Raw genomic sequence first — 20,519 nt, forward strand, 5'->3', positions numbered from 1 at the left:
TATGTTTTTAAGCAATGAAAACAGCTTTTTTATTTTATAAGGAGTTTAAACTTTGGGTAAGTTAGAAGATAAAAATGACTATTTAACAGTAACGTTCACTGACCAAGATTTTTCTGGGTTAGAAATAGCTTCTAAAGAATTTGATGGCTGCACGTTTGAAGGCTGTAACTTCAGTGAGGCAATTTTTAAGCGTTGCAACTTTGTTGATTGTGAATTTGTTAACTGCAACCTAAGCAATATAGAACTGGGTTACAGTAAGTTTTCAGAAGTGGTTTTTCACGAATCAAAGCTAGTCGGAATCGATTGGACCAAAGCAGCTTGGTCTAACTTTGCCTTTGCTGCCCCTATTAAGTTTTATAAATCTATCCTTAACGATAGCTCTTTTTATGGGCTTTCCTTTCAAGACTTTGTGCTTGAAGAAAGCAAAGCACACAGCGTAGATTTTAGGGAAGGCGATTTTAGTAATTCAAGCTTCACCTATACCGACTTTACCAACAGCTTATTTGGCAATACTAATCTAACCAGTGCCGACTTTGCAGAAGCAACAAACTACGACATTGATGTTTATAGAAATGAAATTAAACATGCAAAATTTAGCCGTTTTGAAGCAACAAGGTTGCTAGATAGCTTAGAAATAGAATTGGTGGATTAAGTCTTACTTGCCTTATCCACCAGATACACCAAATGCTGATAGCTAAGGTTGCTGTAGCTACTTAACCCTACTTCACAGGTTCGGCTGGTAGAAAAGCCAGCACTACACGCATCAACTTGTTCTGCTAAATTGCGTAAAGCATGTTGATTAAGTTCGGGTAGGGTAAAGCCCTTGTCGCCTGCAAAACCACAACAATGAATTCCTTCAGGAATAATTACCTGCGTAGCACAAGCTTTGGCGATGGCTAGCAGGTTATCTGCTTCATTTAGGTGTTGTGTGCTACAGGTGATATGCACTGCAACTTTCTCGTCTAAGGGTTCTAGCTTTAAACGGGGCAGCACTTCTTCATTTAAAAACTTTGCGGAATCATAAATCTTTAATTGGGTTTCTTTTAATTCTTTTAATAACCTGAGTGTGCAAGGGCTGGTATCTGAATAGATAGGGTCTTGCCCGTTACGGCTGGCTTTAAGCAATTGTTCTTCTAATTCATGCAGCTTGTTATTTGCTTGTTTAGGGTAACCCTTGGATGCAAAGGGTTGTCCACAACAACTACTAGCAGAGGCTTCTGGATAAACCACTTCAAAACCAGCTTTTTCTAAGAGTTGTTGGGTTTTAACTCTTAAAGGCGTTTGGTCTTTATCTAGGTGTGCTGGCCCCAAAACATTAGAAACACAGGCAGCAAAGTAAACAACACGAGGTTTTTCAGACGCTGGGTTAGGGCTTGGTAGTGGCGGAAGTTGGGCGGCTTTAGGTGTAGCTGGCAAGTAAACAGGTAGGCTATTAAAGCGTTGATGCAGCTGTTGCGTCCAACGGTGCATTCTTGGTGCACCAAGTAATTTGCGAGCAAGTTCAGCACCCACTAAAGACCAGCGAGCGGCACGGGCAATTTTGGCAAAAGAGCCTGCCAAATGCTCTGCTGTTTTTGAATGCCTTGCCTTTTTAGCACGTAATTCACGAATCAGGTCACCAGTATTAATACCTACTGGGCAACGCTGAGCACATAAACCCGTTGCGGCGCAGGTGTCTATTCCTTGGTATTGAAAATCTTTTTCCAGTTGGCTGGTGTCTAAGCCTTGGCGTTTTTGCTCTTGAATAGCTCGCCAAGCAACAATGCGCTGGCGAGGCGAAAGGGTTAAGCCTGCGGCTGGGCAGACAGGTTCACAAAAGCCACATTCAATACACTTGTCTATTAAGGAGTTGGCAGCTGGTAATGATTTAAGGTTTTTTAAATGAATGCCGGCATCTTTTGATAGAACAACATCAGGATTCAAAATACCCTGCGGATCTAGTAGGTGTTTAATCTGCCACATGAGTTGATAGGCATTTTTCCCCCATTCCAGCTCAACAAAAGGCGCCATGTTACGGCCAGTGCCATGTTCAGCTTTTAGTGATCCACCAAATTCAACCGCAACTAGGTGACTTACTTCTTCCATAAAAGCGCTATAACGAGCAACTTCTTCTGGCTGGTCAAAACGCTGAGTAAAGACAAAATGTAAATTTCCATCCAGTGCATGACCAAATAAAATGGCTTCATCATACTGGTATTTTTCGAACAGGCTGATAAGGCGATTAACCCCTTCGGCCAGTTGCTCTAATGGAAAGGTAACGTCTTCAATAATAACGGTGGTGCCTGTTTCTCGTAATGCACCCACTGCGGGGAAGGTGTCTTTACGCATACGCCACAAGAGCTCATAAACTTTGGAGTCTTGGCTAAAAGCTATGTGCTCTTCTTTAGGGAAGTGTTCAATACTGGCATCAATTTGTTGTAGTTGTTCTTCTAGTAAAGAAGTGTTGGCCGCACGGGATTCAATAAGTAAGGCACAAGCGGAACTGCTTAGTTGTTCTATCCAAGCTGGCATACCTGCCATGTGTTGTACGCTGCGCAAACTGCGCCTGTCTAATAATTCAACGGCTGCTACAGGTTGTTTTTTTAGTTCTAGCACTGCTTGGCAACAGGTTTCAACATCAGGAAAAACCACCAAGGCGGTGGCTTTATTGGGATGGTCTGGCACTGTGTAATAAGTGACTGAGCTAATAAAACCAAGTGTACCTTCGGAGCCAACCATTAGGTGAGTCAAAATATCTAAAGGGTCGGTGAAATCAATAAGCGCATTAAGCGAAAGCCCTGTAGTGTTTTTGATTCGGTACTTGTGTTGAATTTTAGCGCTAAGCTCTGCATCTTCACGGGTTTGCTTAGCGAGTTCAGCCAAACCTTTCAGCAAGCCTTGGTGAGTTTTTTTGAACTGGCTAACGCTGTCAGGATCTGCGCTATCTACACAAGTGCCATCAGCTAGTAAAAGACGCAGGGCCGCAAGGGTTTGATAAGTGTTTTGTGCTGTACCACAACACATACCACTAGAATTGTTAGCCACCATGCCGCCAATTTTTGCTGCATTAATGGAAGCAGGGTCTGGGCCTATTTTACGGTTTAAATGGGCTAAAGCTTGATTAGCATTGGCACCGATAAAACCGGGTTGCAGGCGAATAAGTTGCCCATTATCGAGCACTTCTTTGCTGTTCCAATGATCACCCAAAACAATTAAGACAGAGTCGCTTACAGCCTGCCCAGATAAGCTAGTTCCAGCGGCACGAAAGGTTACTGCAACCTGGTGTTTGCTTGCCTGCTTTAAAATAAAAGCCACTTCATCTTCCGATTCAACCCGAATAACGAGTTTGGGAATTAAGCGATAAAAGCTGGCATCTGTACCTAAAGTGAGTGTTGAAAGCGGATCAGAAAAAAGCCTTGAAGCAGGAAGGGTTTCTTCTACAGTAGCTAAAAAAGCAGCAGGTAAGCTCATGCATCCTCCACCAGCAATACAATTAAATCTTTAGGACCATGAGCGCCATAGGCTAAGACTTGTTCAATATCGGCAGTTTTTGAAGGGCCAGAAATTAACAGCAAGTTGCTTGGCAGGGGTTTGGGCCAGTGTTGTTGGGCTTGATATAAATTGTCATAAATCTGGCTCGCCTTCAGCAGCGCAATATGCAGCGGTGGCACTAGACTCATTAGGCGTGGTTCGGCTGGGCTGGGTTGCACCACCAAAGTGCCTGTAGCGGCAATCCCTGCTAGCGTGCCGGTAAAACTGGCGGGCACGTCATCAAAGAGTTCACGCTTCCATTCTTCTATAGGGCGGTCATAAGCCAAGAGTTTTAAGGCTGGGTGTTCATTTTTGCAGTAGTTAGCCAGTGCTTTGCCGTGGGCGGTAGTGGGGGCAACTAATAGTTTATTAATCGCTCGCTCAGATAACAACTTGCACACCAGTGCAGGCCAAGCTTGGCTTGATGTTAGATGCACTTGGCTGTGTACCGCGGTCATTAATTCTTTTAAACGTGTAATTCTTTCTTCTGGTTTATAGCGCCAAGGCTCATCCACTAAGCTAGCGTTAAAAGGATCGGCTAGCGGTTGAGTGCCTTCTAAGCTTTGGCGTAGGCTGGCTAGAATTTTATCTCTTGCGCTCATTATTTGTTCTCCAAATGCTTTTTAGCCAATTCATGCAAACTTTGTTTTGCAGGCTTGGGGGCGCTGTGGTTTTGTGTCCAAGCACCTAGCTTGCTGGGCGTGAATTTGCCTAGGCGTGTCGCTAAGAAAGTGCCAGTTTTATACAGCAACGGCTTAGTATTAAATGCTTGCCAGCCTTTCCATAACAGTGCTTCTTTATTTGAATAACGGCTGCCCTGCCCAGCCATTATTTGGGGTTGTTGCTTGGGCGATTTAACATTTTCTTCACGCAAGCGGCGCAATAAGGCAGGAATGGGGATTTTTACGGGGCAGACTTCGCCACAAGCGCCGCATAAAGAAGAAGCTGAAGGATGGTCTGGGGTGTTTTCTAAACCTAATAGATGTGGCGAAATAATTTTACCTATGGGGCCAGGATAAACTGTGCCATAGGCTTGCCCACCAATGCGTGTATAAACAGGACAATGATTCATGCAAGCACCGCAGCGGATGCAATTCAGTGTTTGCCTTAATTCACTGTCTGCAAAAGCTTGGCTACGACCATTATCCAGCAACACTAGATGGACTTCTTCTGGGCCATCAAGCTCATCTGGCTGGCGTGGTGCAGAAATCATATTTACATAGGTGGTAATGCCTTGCCCTAATGCAGAGCGAGTGAGTAGTGACAAGAGCGGCACTGTGTCTTGCAAGTTGGCAACCACTTTTTCAATACCTGTTACGGCAATGTGTACGGGCGGAACCGTGGTAGACATGCGGCCATTGCCTTCGTTTTCCACCAACAACAAAGTGCCTGTTTCTGCTACAGCAAAATTAACCCCTGAAATACCAATATCCGCCTGAAAGAATTTTTCTCTTAAAATACTGCGTGCCGACTGAATTAAGCTATCTACATCATCGGTATAGGGTAGCGCTAAACGACTTTCGAAAAGCTTACCCACCTGCTGCGCATTTTTATGAATCGCTGGCATAATAATGTGCGTGGGCTTTTCATTATCTAGCTGAATAATGTACTCGCCCATATCCGATTCAAGCGCTTCTATGCCGTGTTCGGTGAGGTGCTCATTCATGGCCATTTCTTCACTGACCATGGATTTACCTTTAATCACCTGCTTGGCATTGCGGGCTTGAGCAATGTTTAAAACAATGGCATTGGCTTCTTCTGTCGTGCTGGCCCAGTGCACTTGAATACCCTGCTTGGTTAAATTACTTTCCAGTTGCTCCAGCAAATCGGGCAGTTGCGATAAGGCTCTGGCTTTAATTTTATTGCCCAGCTCACGCAGGTTTTCACGTTCATCTTCATCCGGCATAGAGATAAGGCGTTTGCTAATGAGTGAATCCATAGCGCTACGCATATTAGTACGCAGCTGCTGATCTTTTAACGACAGGCGTGCATTGGATTTAAGCTTGCGTGCAGTGACATCAAGCGTAGGAATGCGTTGGCTGCTCATGTGTTTGACTCCTGCTTAGCTTGGGTGCGCTGCCATAAAAAACTGGCTAGGTGCTGACCTAGTAATGGAATATTTTGTTTTTCAAAAGCACCATTAATATTCAACAAACAACCGCAGTCAGCACTCACCACCTGCTGTACACCACTTGCTTGTAAGGCTTGCGTTTTATCCGCCACCATAGCCCCTGAAATATCGGGCATACGCACTGAAAAAGTACCACCAAAGCCGCAGCACTCGCTTTCATGGTCGTGGTCTAGGCGCTCGACTTGGGCTAATTGATTTAGCAATTCACGGGTATGCAGGTGGGTATTCATTTCACGGCGGGCAGAACAAGAGGTGTGCAATGCCACTTGGGTCGCTTCACCTTGATCTGTTAATTCTACTTGGCATACCTTTAATAAGAATTCGCTTAGCTCATAAGTACGTTCAGCCAAAGCGTTTACTTGGGCTAGCGTTTCCGGTTCATCTTTAAAGAGGTCAGGATAGTGCTCGCGGAACATGCCCGCACAAGAGCCTGAACAAACCACCACTGGCCAGTTTTCTGTAAATAAGGCGAGTTGCGAGCGAGCAACATCTTTGGCTTGTTGGGTATAGCCAGAGGTGTAGGCGGGTTGTCCGCAGCAGCTTTGTGCTTGAGGAAAGTTCACTTGAATGCCTTCACGCTCTAATAAATGAATGGCATCCATCCCAGCTTCTGGGAAAAACAAATCGACAACACAGGTGCCATAAAGGTAGATATGAGTAGGCTTGTGGGTTGGGTAGCTGCGCGGCGCTTTACGTGGCTTAGTAACCCGTGTTTCTTGGGGTGCTGCATTATAAAAAAGATGACTCATAGTAAAGCTCCGACGGTATTCAAGTAGAGCAGGTGCGGGCTGTGTTGTCCGTAGCGACACAAGGCAGGCCCGCTTTGCATAAGGTTTTAAGACATTAATGGATCACTGATACCCAGTACTGTAACGGCAATTAAGAGAATTAAACCGGTAAAAAATACGTAGTAGAGGGTTGGCCAGATTGTCTTTCTGAGTGTAGCGCCTTCTTGCCCTAATAAACCCACAGTAGCAGATGCAGCGACGACGTTATGGATAGCAATCATATTACCTGCTGCTGCACCAATCGCTTGGCCGGCAACGATAATTGCAGTCGAAATACCGAGGTTTTCGGCAACACCAAACTGAAACTGGCTGAACATCATATTACTGATAGTATTGGAGCCTGCAATAAATGCTCCAAGCGCACCGACGCTGGGTGCAAATAATGGATAAATTTCACCAAAACTGTTAGCGAAGAAGTGCGCGATAGCAATAGGCATGCTAGGGATATCTGCCGCATTAACGCCAGAGTTAATTAAAATACGTACCATGGGTACGGTAAAGAGTAAGACAAAGCCTGCGCCGAGTAAAATATGACTGGATTCACTTATTGCTGAACGAAAGCTATGCCATTGCATCCGGTGTAAGAAGTATGCACTGCAGGCGACAAACACTAATATTCCGCCAGGTAAGTACAAGGGCATAAAATCTGCATTAATTCCTGCTTCACCTAAGATATTTGGGAATTTAATTACTACTGCCTTCATCGCATTAGTTACGCTTGGAAAAATACGGCTAATCACCAGTAATAGGCCGACTAAAATGTATGGTAGCCACGCGAGTGCGTTACTCATAGGTTTACTGGTGACCTTATCCAGTTTCATTTCAATAGAGCCTAACCATTGGATTGGCCATTCTTTAGCTGGGGCAAAATCCCACACGGTTTTTGGGGTAAGGAAATTAAAGCGTGCCGCAGTCGTAACGATAGCTAAACCGATTAAACCACCTAGTAAAGAAGGAAACTCTGGCCCTAATAAAATACCGGTTGCGGCATATGGGATGGTGAATGCTAGGCCTGCAAAGAGTGCGAAAGGAAGGATGGCAAAACCAGCTTTCCAGCTTTTTTCTTTACCAAAAAAGCGTGTCAGCATTAGAACCATAATCAACGGAATGAATACGCCAACAATAGCATGGATAATGGCGACTTGACTGGTGATCAACTGCAGAAAAGTGGCCCAGTCTGAACCCTTCTCTAAAAGTTGTGAGCCGATAGTTTCACTGTCTAACCCACTGGTAATACCAATAATAATAGGTGTTCCGACAGCACCGAATGAAACAGGTGTGCTTTGCACCAACATACCAAGCATGACAGCTGCCATTGCTGGGAATCCAATAGCTACCAGTAAAGGTGCGATAATCGCAGCTGGCGTACCAAAACCTGAAGCGCCTTCGATAAAGCAGCCAAATGACCAAGCGATAATCACAGCTTGTACGCGGCGATCAGGGCTGATAGTAATAAAGCCTGCTCGAATGGATTGAATTGCACCTGAGTGTTTTAGGGTATTTAGTAGCAAAATTGCTCCAAAGATAATCCATAGCACTCCGGCTGTAATCACTAGCCCCTGTAGTGTTGAGGCTAAAACCCGATTAAAACTCATTTCCCAACAATAGAGGGCGATAGCTGCAGTTATTACAAAAACAAGTGGCATGGCACGCTTTGCAGGCCAGCGTAAGCCAACCAACAAGATTGCAGCCAGAAGAATAGGTGAAAATGCTAGTAGTGCAAGTAAATTAGGCGACATGGTGTGGCTCCAATCGCTGTTTTATATAGCTTGTGTGGATGATGAAGAGAGAGTAGAGGTTTGACATGACTTGGATCCTTTGTCTGTTGTTGTTTTTGTAATTGGTCATACCAATTTACATTGGTGAGTTTTTAAGTTAAATACACCGGGCTTTATCTGTCAAATTATTTGCCTGCTACTTTAGTGGCAATGATTGGTTGAGGTGGTTGATATATAAGTGTTTTACGCTGTTGTAAATAAGTGGTTGTGATAATCTAGGATGATTTAAGTAGCTATTTTGGTAGGGAAAAAAAGCGATGAGCTTTACACATATACAGCAACGCCGTTTATCGGATGAGATTGTTGAACGCTTAGAAACTATGATTTTGGAAGGCGCCTTGCAAGCGGGTGAGCGTCTTCCTGCAGAGCGCAAGTTGGCCGATCAGTTTGGTGTGTCACGTCCATCACTGCGTGAAGCAGTTCAAAAAATGGTAGCAAAAGGTTTGATAGTCAGCCGTCAAGGTGGTGGCAATTACGTAAGCAAAGAAGTGGGCGCAACGTTTAGTGACCCGCTACTGGCCTTGTTAGCAAAAAGAACAGGTGCACAAAAAGACTTGCTCGAATTTCGGCATACTTTGGAAGGTGCTTGCGCATATTATGCTGCACAACGTGCCACTCCAGCAGATTATGAGCGTTTAGATTTAGCCTTTGAGCAGTTGGAGGCGTGTTATGAGAATACAACGCAAGACTGTCGTATTGAAGAAGGATTGGCAGATGCGCGTTTTCATTTAGCTATTGCTGAAGCGAGCCACAATGTTGTGTTGTTACATACTATTCGCGGACTATTCGATTTGTTGCGCGGTAACGTGGTGACGAATATTGGCGGTATGTACAGTCAGCGTAGCGAAACTCGCACAATGTTAATAGAGCAACACCGTGCTTTGTATCAAGCCATTAAGTCTGGACAGGCTGAACAAGCACGAGAGTTATCAAATCGACACATTGAGTATGTGTGTAAAGTGCTAGCTGAAGTAGATGAAGAAGAATCACGCTTACAGCGATCTAAACGCCGAAGAATAATATAAATTATCAATGCCCCATCTCAGTTTGTTTTTTAAGGTTATTAAAAAGCTAAATAAATTATTTATGCGACATAGGTTGACGCAAAGAATTGTTCTTATTGTGTTTGCTGTTCAAGACAGCCAGTCTGGTAAAAACCAGTTTGGTAATAACCCAAAAGAAATAGCGGTGTTGTAGATTCAAACCTCGCAATTGCTAGGTTTTTTTATGGTCAGGAGTAAAGTGTGTCTAGTTATCAGCAACGTTGGTTAGCTTTGGTTGCAGTAAGTGGTTTTTTAGTCGTGGCTTTAGGTGCTTTTGCTGCCCATGGTTTAAAGCCTTATTTAGATGAGCGGGCGCAGGAGTGGTTTAAGTTAGCAACCACCTACCAAATGTGGCATACCTTAGCTTTGTTGGGTTTAGCAGCAACTTGGATAGATAAAAATAAGGGATTTCGCTTAGCCGCTTGGGGATGGTTAGTGGGCATGTTGCTTTTTTCCGGCTCACTTTACTTAATGGCCGTGACTGGCAATACCCGTTTAGCATTTATTACCCCAATTGGCGGCCTTGCTTTGCTTTTGGGCTGGTTAAGTTTATTTGTAGGGGTTGTGCGTAGCCGCATTAGTTGAGGCAGGTTTTTTTGCTACATCTGTGGTAGCGCTGTAATCGTTTTTGCCTTCTGAAGTCGTAAAGATTCGTGCTTCAACTTCCATAACAGCACTAAAGTTAACTTTACCGTTATTTTGTTTTTTGTCGAAACTTGCAAGATTCATTATTTATTGCCTTGTAGCACTAAAGAGTGCGTGCAGAAAGGTGAGTTTATTTTATTAGCAAAGCAGGCGAGCTGTAGCTAATAGCTGCCCAGCCTGTTCGCATAAAATTACGTATATTTTGGTGGTCTAGACCTAGAGGGTTTTTTAAGACATCTTGTGTGTAATAATCACCGAAAGCATTTAAAGTTGCCTGCTTACTTAATTGATGAAGCAGACCAAAAGCAAAAATTTTGCATGAGCCGTTATTAGTGTTGGCTTCGTTAACTAAGTCACCGTTAATAAAGTGTGTAGGTGTGAAAGTGTATTCAGTTTCTATCACTTGCATCACGGTTTGAAAATCAACGGGATGTTGGTTTAACTGGGCTAGTAGTTCACTCAAGGTCATGCTGTGCCTCGTTTATTAGAGAATGCTAGTATAACAAAGATAGTACTCATTTTTAAACTTAAATCGAAGGAAAATGGAATGGCTAGTCTAATAAAATTACCAGTAAAAACTTTATTGGTTCTGTTACTGGGTGCTTTTTTTATCAGCGGTTGTAGTGTTTTAGAGCAATCAGGCGCTTGGGTAAAACCAGAAGTAAAGGTGGCTGGTAGCCGTTTAGTGGGTTTAACTTTAAGTAAGGCTTTGTTAGAAGTTGAGTTAAATGTTAGCAACCCGAACCGTTATCCGATTGTATTAGGCGCTTTAGATTTCCAGCTAAATTTACAAGATGCAAAAATACTGGCGGGTCAGCAGCTACAAGGCAATAAATTAGCAGCAGGCAAAAACCAGTCAATTATTTTACCGCTCGAAATTGGGTTTGCTGATTTAGGTAAGTTTATTACTAATTTAAGTGATTTGAATGCATTAGATTACGTGGTTGCTGGTGGCATGACTTTTGATATTCCCGTTGTAGGTCCGTTAAGAGTGCCTTATGAAACCAAGGGTGAAATTCCTATTCCACGTATGCCTAAATTTAAATTAGCAGGCGTACAGCAAAAGCGTTTAAGTTTAAGCGGTGCGGAGTTGGTATTAAGCGTAGAGTTGGATAACCCCAATGCCTTTGATTTGTTAGTGAATAAATTAAACTATGCCTTGGCTTTGAATGGTCATGCGGTGACTGCAGGTAGTTTAGGTGAGCAGATTAAAATTGCTGCTGCTGGTAAAAGTAGTGTCGATATTCCGGTTAATCTTTCGTTTGGTATTTCTTCAGCATTAGCTTTTTATGAGATGTTAAGAGCAGGCGGCGATATTAATTACGCGTTAGATTTAGACTCTGAATTAGGTAGCAGTTTGCCTTTGTTAAGTAGCTTTCCTTTTGCTGCTAAGCACGTAGGTAAAGTGCCGCTTAGTCGTTAAATCTAGTCGTTAAACCGTTAAAAAATAAACCAGTTCAACATAGGTAAAGCTGATGAGTGACTTTTTGTTAGTAGGTGGGGGTGTGGTAGGAATGATGTTGGCGCGTGAATTGGCCGCTGCTGGTGCTGACGTTACGCTAGTAGAACGCGGGCAGTGCGGTCAAGAGTCCAGTTGGGCTGGCGGTGGGATTGTGTCGCCCTTGTATCCTTGGCGTTACCCTGATTCTATCACTGCGCTGGCATCTTACGCACAGGCTTATTATCCCCAAGTCACTCAGCAATTATTTGAAGAAACTGGCATAGATCCTGAGTTTCGTGAAGATGGCTTGCTGTTGCTAAGCGTTGCTGATAAGCAAGCCGCTATAGATTGGGCTATTGCAGAAGGCCGTGAACTTGAGCAAGTTGACGCGGCTTTTTTATACGATAAAGAGCCCGACGTTGCAGCAGGTTTTAGTAGTGCTTTGTGGATGCCCAAGGTTGCTAGTGTTAGAACGCCACGTTTAGCCAAGGCGCTTAGGGCTTCTTTGCAGCAAAATAAAAACATTCGCTTGCTAGAAAATACCGAAATCCACAATATTTACCAAGAAGAAGGCGAAGTGCTGGGTGTTGAAGGTAAGCAAATGGTTTTTTCTGCACGGCGTACGGTTTTATGTGCTGGCGCTTGGACAGGCAAGTTGTTAGAAAAGCTAGCTGTGAAAACAGCGATTAAGCCCGTGTGTGGGCAGATGATTATGTTTAAAGCGCCGCCAGGTTTAATTAATCGCGTGGTGCTGATGAATGGTCGCTATTTGATTCCGCGTAAAGATGGCCGGATTTTGGCCGGTTCTACGATGGAATATGTGGGTTTTGATAAGCAAATTACCGAAGATGCTTTGGAATCTTTGCGTGAAACGGCTTATCAAATTCTACCTAAGTTGCGTGATTATGAAATTGAGCATCACTGGGCTGGCTTGCGACCCGGTAGCTTAGATGGCATTCCATTAATGGGTGAAGTGCCCAACTATAAGAATCTTTACACCAGCGCTGGGCATTTTCGTAATGGCTTAGTGCTAGCACCGGCTGCTGCACGTGGCATGGCCGATTTATTGCTAAAGCGAGAGGCCATTATTGATATGGCGCCCTATTCTTTTTCAAAAGAAGCTTGATGCTCTTGGCAGCAAAAATAATACTCACCTGCTTTAATGGCGTTACCTTGAGGTAGGTGAATCTGGCACTTTTCACAGCGCACCATGGTTTCTGAACCATCTTCATTTTTATTAATCTGGTTGTTCTTGGATTCAATTTGATGGGTTTGCCAATATTGCCAAATACGAAAACCTACCCAAAATAGCAACACAAAAACGACTAGACGCACAATTAATAAACTCATTTTTGTTCCTTATTCTTACTGGGTGTTTAATCTATAATCTGATTCTAACAGTTTTTGTATTTTAACCCTTAGCTTTTAGGAGTCTGTCTTGTCTGGCTTACGAATTTACTCTGCCCAAATCAGTCCACTGGTTGGTGATATTCAAGCAAACACCCAAGCGATTATTCAGCTAGCCAAGAACTTAGTTGTTAACAATCAGGCCGATCTTTTATTGCTTCCTGAACTTACCTTAACGGGTTATCCGCCTGAAGATTTGTTATTAAGACCTGCCTTACAAGGCCGCATAGAAACGGCTTTGCAACAACTACAGGAAGAAGTGCAGGGTATTAGCTTAATTGTGGGTTATCCACGCTCTAAAAATGGGCAGCTTTTTAATGCTGCGGGAGTATTGCATAAAGGACAGTGGATAGCTGAATACTTTAAGCAGTTGCTTCCCAATGAGCAGGTTTTTGATGAGCAGCGTTATTTTACTGCTGGACAGCAAACAGGTGTGGTAGAAATTAATGGCTGCAAGCTTGGTATCTTAATTTGTGAAGACCTTTGGCAGCCAGAGCCTGCCGCTGCTACAGTTGCCGCTGGTGCTGATGTTTTGCTGGCTTTGAATGCTTCGCCTTGGCACGAGGGCAAGCAGTATGAGCGCTTACACCTAGCCCAGCAGCATTGCCAAGCTTTAGCTTGCCCCTTGGTGTATTGCAACTTGGTGGGTGGGCAAGATGAATTGTTGTTTGACGGCGCTTCGTTTGCTTTGAATGCTGCAGGTAAAGTGATTGCTCAAGCCAAAGCCCTAGAAGAAGATGGTTTATTGGTGAATTTACAAGCGGGTCAGCAAGGCTGGGAGGCAAGTTCAACTGCTAGCAATGCCATTAAAAGCTGGCCAGAAGACCTTGCCTATTTATATGGTGCTCTCGTGTTAGGTTTAAAAAGCTATGTGAATAACAGTGGTTTTAAAGGCGTGGTTTTGGGCATGTCGGGCGGCTTAGATTCAGCCTTGTCTGCGGCGATTGCCGTGGATGCCTTAGGTGCCGACAGAGTCATGGGTGTAATGATGCCCTACCATTACACAGCGGCGATTAGCATTGCCGATGCAGAAGAGGAAGCAAGGCTGTTAGGGGTGGAATATCGGGTTATTCCTATAGCACCGATGGTCGAAAGTTTTATGGCTGGCTTGGCAGATACCTTTGCCGGAACCAGCAAAGACACTACTGAAGAAAACCTGCAAGCCCGTTGTCGTGGTGTGTTGCTTATGGCCTTATCGAATAAAAAAGGTTTAATGCTGTTAACCACGGGTAATAAAAGTGAAGTGGCAGTAGGTTATTGCACCCTTTACGGTGATATGGCCGGTGGTTTTAATGCCATTAAAGATGTGTATAAAACCAAAGCCTTTGAGCTATGCACTTGGCGCAATAGCCAAAGTTATGTGATTCCTCAGCGAGTGATTGACCGCCCACCTTCAGCAGAATTAGCACCTGATCAAAAAGATGAAGATTCCTTACCGCCTTATTCAGTGCTAGATAAAATGCTGCAAGGCTATATTGAAGACGATTTATCTGCCGCTGACTTAATTGCCGCAGGCTTTAAGCAAGAAGAAGTATTGCGAGTGGTTAGGCTGGTGGATATGAATGAATACAAACGCCGCCAAGCTGCCCCAGGTACACGGGTTACGCCTAAAGCTTTTGGTAAAGATAGGCGTTATCCGCTAGTGAACAAATGGCCTGTTTTGTAAAAAATCTAAGGAGTGGCGAGGTTTTCTTACGGCAAAGGCAGGTTACGGCTAATTGCAACTTCGAGTTGTGAGCGAATACTTGGATCAGGTGGAAGCTTTAAATCTTGAAGGTAAGAAAGCTGTTGAAAGACGTATTTTCTGTAGCTACTCCAAGGGTAGTCTTTGGGCGTTTTGCACAAGCCTTCACTAACGGGTTTATAAACTAAGTAGTGAAGTGTGTTTTTTAGCCAAAAATCACTGTGTAAAGGTGATGCCTTAAAACGATCCTTCCAAAGCGTGCCGCTAAGTTTTTCTTTTAAATTTAGGTAGCGCACATAGCGCCGTCCTAAAGCCTGCATAAGCTTAGAAATATCCTCTCCACAAGAAGGTTCTAGCACTAGGTATATTTGTTTGGGCAATAATAAATAAGCATGAAGAACACAATCATGTATTAAAGATTCTTTATTTAACCAGTGTAAATACTGCTGATAGTCCTGATTGTCAGAAAATGCATTTCTTTGATTAATAACCTGATAATGAATTAAGTGCGGTTGTTGGTCTATTAGCAATCTTTTTGGCCTTGCCATGTCTACGCTCCTTGCTTTCATTCCAATACTTAACGAGCAAATAACATGCCATAAGTTTTTAGTGATATTTTCCTGATAAAACGGCAGTTTATAGCCGTTTTAGATATAGGGTGGCAAGGTTTTGCCTAGTCTTTATGTGGGGTCAGAGTAAAGCCAAATAAGGCTTGTAGCTAAGTTTTAGTGTTGATATAACTAGCCACAACTTTAGTTGTGGCTAACTAATCAATTATTTATTCAATAGGTGGTTATGTTATGAATATTAATAGCGTTAATCCTTTACAAGTAAAAAGTGTAGCTGCTGTTGAACAAGCTAAACTTACAAAAAGCCATAAAGCTGATGAGGTTAACCAAGCAACCAGCGAAGAAAAGAAACCTTATACTAGCTATGATTTAACCAGTATTACTGGGCCTGAAATTATAGAGTTGTCAGATAGGTTATTTAATGAGGGTTTAATTAATAAAGATGAAAAGTCTAGTCTTTTTTATCTTGCATTGAATACATCGGGCGTAATCTATCATTTAAATAATACCTTAGGCTCAATGACACATGCAGAGTATCAAGAGAAAATGAATAGTGAAAAAATGAACCTTTATGAAAACTTTGTTAGCTCAGTTAGTGGTGCTAAGTATATGGGCGAAGATGAAAGGGCAGAAGAGTATCAAAAGCTTTTAGATAAAGTTATAGGTATTTTTCAGCCTGAATATCAAAAGCCTTTGTTAGATGTAATGGCTTAGGTGGTTTTACTAGTATAACTTTTTTATTTTTATCTTCGGAGTCTATTGGCTATGGCTGTATACTGCCTTAGCCAATAGGCTGCTCATGTATAGTGTTATGTTTTTGTCTGAACCATAGATTCTATGATTGATAAAGCGTCTTTTGGCTCCAAATTAAAAAAATCATAAAGTGGGCCGAGAAATAAGTCTTTATTCAACATAGGGTTTTTACTAAATAGTCCGCCACTAATGATGTCATTTAATAAAGCATCGCGGGACGATTCTAGGTTATCGCTGGGTGAGCTTTCCGATTCTAAGCCTTGGAATCCTAGACCAGGAACATACGTTATATTCTTACCTGACGGAACGTGAACGCTATACTTCACCCCTCGTGACACCATATCTTCTACATAGCGCTTATGGGAGAGGAAGAAGGCAGCTAGTTCTACATCTTCAATACTTTGGTCATTGGTTATGGCGTAGTCATGAGCCGCTTGTAGGGATTCCCGGTCTCCTTGAGTAAGAAAGTAGAATCCATTTCCGCTTAACGCGGTCGCATCTGGGATAAAACCTTCAGGAGGTGGCTGAAGATAGTAAGGAATATCTTCACTGCCTTTGAACCCTTGGATAGCATCGCTGGCTGCATTTAAAATACTGGCTTCGTTACTGATAGATAGGCCTGAATTACTAGCTGTCGCAGGGCTATTAGATTCGGTATTTTCATTGTTGTCTTTAATGGGAGCTGTTTTTATATCAGAAGCTATTTGCTTACTGGTAGAAACATTTTCATTAGCTAAACGCTTTATTCCGTCCATTTTTGCATCCTTGTCGAAGGTAATAATATCATTCTTTGATTGACCACAGAGTGAGGCTATACAGCGGCTGATTATCTAGTAATCATAATCTACACGAAGTGTGTCAGGTGTACGACTTGTAGAGTAAACAGGATTGTAGTGGCGTATTGAGCGTGTGGAAGTAAATATTGCAGTAGAGAAGTTATATAATTGCTGAAGTTTTGCTATGTTCCCTAAGTGAGCTTTTGCCATAATATTGGCATTAGGGATCCTCTGAGTAACTCCCCAAAAATAAGCTGGTTTTTTTCAGAGGTTCCTTAGCTATCATCTAAGCTTTGAAGGTATAGAGGAAGTAAAATGACAAGGGAATCTTCATTCGATCAATCTTTTTGCAAAAAAATGCTTGAACGCGTCCTATATAAGAGTGATTTTCGTGGGATTCCTGCTTTAGCCCAAGATAACTTTCGAGAGCAGCTGCTTAGTCAAGCACTAGTATCAGCTATGTCCCACTTTGACCCTCCAACAGCACCTTTGATTGGCTTTCCTCTTAAAGGAAAAACTGTTTATCGCTTGGCTAGGCATCAAGACGAGCTAGTGGAGCGAAAACTTCGATTGAATTTAAAAAAGAGCACTTCACTTAGTGTAGATGGGCGGTCTCAGATCGTCAGAAACCTCAAGCTCCTTTTGGAAGAGGGTGTTCCTTATCGAATTTATCGTCTGGATATTCGATCATTCTTCGAGTCTTTCGAAAAGAGCCATATTTTTGATACCGTTTCGAGCATCAAAAGCTTGAGTCCGCATAGTAGGAAGTTAATCGGGGCGCTGCTTGATGCCCATGCTTCGATTGGAGGTCGCGGTGTACCAAGGGGGCTGTCTATTAGTGCTGCTCTATCGGAAATTCTAATGTGGGATTTCGATCAGAAGGTGCGCTGGGCCAGTAATACATTTTACTATTCTCGGTATGTCGATGACATCATTATTGTCTCGTCGGCAAGGGAAGACGAAGAATGTTTTCTGCGGGAATTGCGATCCTTTCTTCCTCTTGGGCTTAAATTAAATCCTGATAAGAAAAACATTGTTGCAGCGACGGCCAGAGTGGCAAAAGAAAGTTCTACAATCGCGTCAACCCCCCTTCAGTTTGACTATCTTGGTTATCAATTCTTAGTTAAAAACCCTACCAAGGAGGAAGCGGGGAAAACTAAGGCCGGACAGTTATACCGGAAAGTCCACGTGGATATCGCAAAGAAAAAGATCAAACGAATGAAAACAAGAGTTGTTCGATCATTCCTGAGTCATGCTAAGTCGAATGACTGGGGATTGCTCCGTGATCGCATCGCATTCTTGACGCAAAACTTCAGTGTGTATAACCCGAAAGTTGGCGGGAAGAAAATCGCCGGGATATATCATAGCTACCCATTGATTTCAGATGACGCTGCTGGCCTAAAAGAGCTGGATAGATTCCTTAGAAATGCAGTCTTATCGAAAAAAGGTAGGGTTTTTTCGATAACAAACACAATGATTTCTTCACATCAGAGGCGCAAATTGCTCGCGTATAGCTTTGCAAGAGGACACAGAAACCGTAGTTTTATCCACTTCTCTGCAGCAAGAATATCTCAGATCCAGAGTTGCTGGATTTACTAAGGCGTAAAATGAAGAAAAATCGGATTCGCCGTAGCGACTACAATAGGGTTCTTATTACGGAAACCACTCCGTTTGAAACCCCAATCATCTTCTCGAATGATGGGCTCTATGACCAGATTGCTGCCCTAGATAGTGCTGGTCATGTGCAAAGTACCGTTATCAAATCTCTGGTTTTGCATGACGGCATCAGCAAAACGCCAAGCTCGACCGTGCCATATACATATAAGATCAAGAAAGATTCAAAGAGTTTTCGACGTCTTGCTCTACTGCATCCGGCCTCCCAGTGGAAAGCAAGGGTCTTCTATGAAAAATATGAACAGCTAATAATACACTATTGTTCTATCAGCCCGGCATCTATCCGCGCGCCCAAAACAGTTGCCAGTAGCTTTTACTCAAAAAGCTCTTGGGAGAACATTAACAAGTATAAAACCGGCTCCATCGCCCTCGATGGGATTGACAGGTATGCCAAGCACGCACCCTCATTTTTTTCGTACAGAGGATATGACCGTCTTTACAAATTCTTCAATTCGAGAGATTACTTTGCATTGGAGAAAAGATTTTCTTTTCTAAAGACGCTTGATGTTACAAAATGCTTTGATAGCATCTATACACACTGCCTTTCCTGGGCAGTCAAGGACAAACCTTTTACAAAATCGCACGTTGCTGTCTCCTCTACCTTTGCCCAGGAGTTTGATGGCGTCATCCGGCACGGCAATCATAATGAGACAAACGGAATCCCGATAGGCCCTGAGGTGAGTCGGATATTTGCTGAAATACTGTTTCAGAAAATTGATCGACGGGTAATACAAGAGTTAGCGGACTTGAAATTTCATGAAGACTATGAATTTCGACGCTACGTAGATGACGTTTTTATATTTGCTCGGAATGAGTCTATTGCCAGTAGAATTCATGATAAGTATGCAGATGTTCTAATTGATTTTAATCTTCATACAAACACAGCAAAGTCAACATGCATGGGGAGGCCATTTTCCTTATCCAAGGCAAGGCTTGTTTATGACGCAGGGCAACAAGCCAATTCTTTTTTTGAAAAATTCCTTGAGCAAACTGGGACAGGTGAGCTTAGCCCTAAAAGCATTCATAATAAATGGAAATTAACCAAAAGCTACATTGACTCAGTGAAGGCTCTATGTCATTCAAACGTATCAACCTATGATGAGATTGCCTCCTTCTTAATTTCAGTAATTACTGAGCGAGTCAAGCGGCTTGTTAATCATGACGACCCTTCGAGCACCATACAAGAAGCTGAATATGTTGATGCGTTTATTGTGTTGCTTGACGTGTTGTTCTTTCTTTACAGTGTTGCCCCCTCTGTTGGTGCTTCTTACAAACTTAGTACGTCCTTAATTTTAGCTGCACGATTTAGCAAGCAGCATTTACCTACTGGTTACCCAACGGTACATCAAAAGATTTTTGATCTAACCTGTTCGTTGCTACATGACCAATGTGGCATGAAACACGCTGGCGATATTGAAGGGTTTGTTCACCTTGAATTCTTCAATATCGCATTAGCAACGCGGGAGCTAGGCGATAATCACCTGTTGCCACCTGAGATTATTGATGAGCTCTTTGTCAGCGCGGGAAAGTTAACATACTTCACCATTGTTGCCTCTCTGTTCTATGTGCGAGATTCCAAGGTGTACCAAGAATTGAGGACTAAGCTTTTGGATGCTGCGGTGGAAAAACTATCTGATGTCTTGATGAATAGCGAAAAGGCTCATCTCTTACTCGACCTATTCTCGTGTCCCTATGTACCCGATAAGCAAAAGACCGCTTGGATAAAAAATTTCTTTAGAACCCTTCAATTTTCCCAGCCCGGCAGCGCGGATTTGCAGGACTTTTTGACGGGCATTAATACAAGCTATGCACAGGTGGATTGGAAGGATATTGATTTGCTCAATTCTTTGGAGAAGAAGGAACTGAAGCAGGCGTATTAAGTTATACTTACCTTTGAAGGAAGGGTGTCCTCTCATCTTCTACTGGTTCGCCAGTGGCTGAAGCCAGTGCTCGCAAGAGCGCTATTCAGTATCGACTCGTGTGTATGGTCAGCAATGACAGGAAGTACGGGGCGGTGCTTGAGCGGTGCACAAGTCACTTCGGTGGCTTGTGCATCCACACACTCAGTGGGGCCTCTTCCTTCACCACTGAAGCCTAATTAAAAATAGGCTTCAGTCACCTCACTATCGTATCCAAAATCTGCTGCCTAACATCACGCCCCTCTTGATCTTGTTTTACTGCCATAATAAACACGCATTTACCGTGACTCAGCTGCGCCCATTTATTGCCCACTTCTCGTTTTTCCGCCGAGTCATCATTGCTGGCATACACGTCACCTTTGTATTCCACCACCAGCATGCGGCCATCATTCAATTCACAG

General features: G+C 43.1%; 19 protein-coding genes. 9 read left to right on the plus strand and 10 right to left on the minus strand.

What is annotated here, in order from left to right:
- The first annotated feature begins 52 nt into the window (after nucleotides 1–52).
- The gene (locus tag VJY63_RS10520) at nucleotides 53–652 is read left to right on the plus strand and encodes a pentapeptide repeat-containing protein (protein ID WP_324050657.1); all 600 of its coding nucleotides are present in this window, start codon (nucleotides 53–55) and stop codon (nucleotides 650–652) included.
- Here the strand turns inward: VJY63_RS10520 and VJY63_RS10525 are convergent.
- From VJY63_RS10525 to VJY63_RS10545, 5 genes are all read right to left on the minus strand, one after another.
- On the minus strand, nucleotides 649–3,450 hold the full coding sequence (locus VJY63_RS10525; protein ID WP_324050659.1) for an FAD-binding and (Fe-S)-binding domain-containing protein: 2,802 nt from the start codon (nucleotides 3,448–3,450) through the stop codon (nucleotides 649–651). The two genes, VJY63_RS10520 and VJY63_RS10525, sit on opposite strands and share 4 nt — an antisense overlap.
- Complete coding sequence (locus VJY63_RS10530; protein WP_324050661.1) at nucleotides 3,447–4,112, minus strand: lactate utilization protein; 666 nt, start codon at nucleotides 4,110–4,112, stop codon at nucleotides 3,447–3,449. The genes VJY63_RS10525 and VJY63_RS10530 overlap by 4 nt, the downstream gene beginning before the upstream one ends.
- Complete coding sequence (locus tag VJY63_RS10535; RefSeq protein WP_324050663.1) at nucleotides 4,112–5,557, minus strand: LutB/LldF family L-lactate oxidation iron-sulfur protein; 1,446 nt, start codon at nucleotides 5,555–5,557, stop codon at nucleotides 4,112–4,114. Before VJY63_RS10535 ends, VJY63_RS10530 begins: the two co-directional genes overlap by 1 nt.
- Nucleotides 5,554–6,390 (minus strand): (Fe-S)-binding protein, encoded by an 837-nt coding sequence (locus tag VJY63_RS10540; protein WP_324050664.1) that lies wholly within the window; start codon nucleotides 6,388–6,390, stop codon nucleotides 5,554–5,556. Before VJY63_RS10540 ends, VJY63_RS10535 begins: the two co-directional genes overlap by 4 nt.
- An 86-nt stretch (nucleotides 6,391–6,476) precedes the next feature.
- Entirely contained in the window at nucleotides 6,477–8,168 is a 1,692-nt protein-coding gene (locus tag VJY63_RS10545; RefSeq protein ID WP_324050666.1) for an L-lactate permease, read from the minus strand.
- A 296-nt stretch (nucleotides 8,169–8,464) separates the two neighbouring features.
- On the opposite strand from VJY63_RS10545, the gene VJY63_RS10550 reads away from it, so the two are divergent.
- Together VJY63_RS10550 and VJY63_RS10555 are read left to right on the plus strand one after the other, a co-directional pair.
- Nucleotides 8,465–9,232 (plus strand): FCD domain-containing protein, encoded by a 768-nt coding sequence (locus VJY63_RS10550; RefSeq protein WP_324050668.1) that lies wholly within the window; start codon nucleotides 8,465–8,467, stop codon nucleotides 9,230–9,232.
- A 219-nt stretch (nucleotides 9,233–9,451) separates the two neighbouring features.
- On the plus strand, nucleotides 9,452–9,835 hold the full coding sequence (locus VJY63_RS10555; RefSeq protein WP_324050670.1) for a DUF423 domain-containing protein: 384 nt from the start codon (nucleotides 9,452–9,454) through the stop codon (nucleotides 9,833–9,835).
- A gap of 190 nt (nucleotides 9,836–10,025) precedes the next feature.
- Here VJY63_RS10555 and VJY63_RS10560 read toward each other — a convergent pair whose 3' ends face one another.
- Nucleotides 10,026–10,364 (minus strand): HopJ type III effector protein, encoded by a 339-nt coding sequence (locus tag VJY63_RS10560; RefSeq protein ID WP_324050672.1) that lies wholly within the window; start codon nucleotides 10,362–10,364, stop codon nucleotides 10,026–10,028.
- A gap of 78 nt (nucleotides 10,365–10,442) precedes the next feature.
- Here VJY63_RS10560 and VJY63_RS10565 point away from each other — a divergent pair, with 78 nt between their 5' ends.
- Together VJY63_RS10565 and thiO are read left to right on the plus strand one after the other, a co-directional pair.
- Nucleotides 10,443–11,318: an LEA type 2 family protein gene (locus tag VJY63_RS10565; RefSeq protein ID WP_324050676.1), complete on the plus strand. Its 876-nt coding sequence runs from the start codon at nucleotides 10,443–10,445 to the stop codon at nucleotides 11,316–11,318.
- Nucleotides 11,319–11,370: 52 nt separating this feature from the next.
- Nucleotides 11,371–12,462: a glycine oxidase ThiO gene (thiO, locus tag VJY63_RS10570; RefSeq protein WP_324050678.1), complete on the plus strand. Its 1,092-nt coding sequence runs from the start codon at nucleotides 11,371–11,373 to the stop codon at nucleotides 12,460–12,462.
- Here the strand turns inward: thiO and VJY63_RS10575 are convergent.
- Nucleotides 12,438–12,686, minus strand: coding sequence for a PP0621 family protein (locus VJY63_RS10575; protein ID WP_324050680.1), 249 nt, complete (start codon nucleotides 12,684–12,686; stop codon nucleotides 12,438–12,440). The two genes, thiO and VJY63_RS10575, sit on opposite strands and share 25 nt — an antisense overlap.
- Nucleotides 12,687–12,774: 88 nt before the next feature.
- On the opposite strand from VJY63_RS10575, the gene VJY63_RS10580 reads away from it, so the two are divergent.
- Nucleotides 12,775–14,409 (plus strand): NAD+ synthase, encoded by a 1,635-nt coding sequence (locus tag VJY63_RS10580; protein WP_324050681.1) that lies wholly within the window; start codon nucleotides 12,775–12,777, stop codon nucleotides 14,407–14,409.
- A 26-nt stretch (nucleotides 14,410–14,435) separates the two neighbouring features.
- Here VJY63_RS10580 and VJY63_RS10585 read toward each other — a convergent pair whose 3' ends face one another.
- On the minus strand, nucleotides 14,436–14,975 hold the full coding sequence (locus VJY63_RS10585) for a transposase (RefSeq protein ID WP_324050683.1): 540 nt from the start codon (nucleotides 14,973–14,975) through the stop codon (nucleotides 14,436–14,438).
- 252 nt (nucleotides 14,976–15,227) lie between these two features.
- Here VJY63_RS10585 and VJY63_RS10590 point away from each other — a divergent pair, with 252 nt between their 5' ends.
- Nucleotides 15,228–15,710, plus strand: a complete 483-nt coding sequence (locus tag VJY63_RS10590) for a hypothetical protein (RefSeq protein WP_324050684.1) — start codon at nucleotides 15,228–15,230, stop codon at nucleotides 15,708–15,710.
- A 95-nt stretch (nucleotides 15,711–15,805) separates the two neighbouring features.
- On the opposite strand, the gene VJY63_RS10595 is transcribed toward VJY63_RS10590, so the two are convergent.
- Nucleotides 15,806–16,504, minus strand: coding sequence for a hypothetical protein (locus VJY63_RS10595; protein WP_324050686.1), 699 nt, complete (start codon nucleotides 16,502–16,504; stop codon nucleotides 15,806–15,808).
- 336 nt (nucleotides 16,505–16,840) lie between these two features.
- Between VJY63_RS10595 and drt3a the strand changes: the two genes are divergently transcribed.
- Both drt3a and drt3b read left to right on the plus strand, forming a co-directional pair.
- Nucleotides 16,841–18,124, plus strand: coding sequence for an antiviral reverse transcriptase Drt3a (gene drt3a, locus VJY63_RS10600; RefSeq protein WP_324050688.1), 1,284 nt, complete (start codon nucleotides 16,841–16,843; stop codon nucleotides 18,122–18,124).
- Between the two features lie 8 nt (nucleotides 18,125–18,132).
- The gene (gene drt3b, locus VJY63_RS10605) at nucleotides 18,133–20,079 is read left to right on the plus strand and encodes an antiviral reverse transcriptase Drt3b (protein WP_324050690.1); all 1,947 of its coding nucleotides are present in this window, start codon (nucleotides 18,133–18,135) and stop codon (nucleotides 20,077–20,079) included.
- Between the two features lie 235 nt (nucleotides 20,080–20,314).
- Here the strand turns inward: drt3b and VJY63_RS10610 are convergent.
- On the minus strand, nucleotides 20,315–20,519 hold a 205-nt coding region (locus VJY63_RS10610; RefSeq protein ID WP_324050692.1), incomplete at its 5' end, for a hypothetical protein.

It is taken from the genome of Marinospirillum sp., from assembly GCF_035271045.1.
In the GTDB taxonomy this organism is placed as follows: Bacteria; Pseudomonadota; Gammaproteobacteria; order Pseudomonadales; family Halomonadaceae; genus Marinospirillum.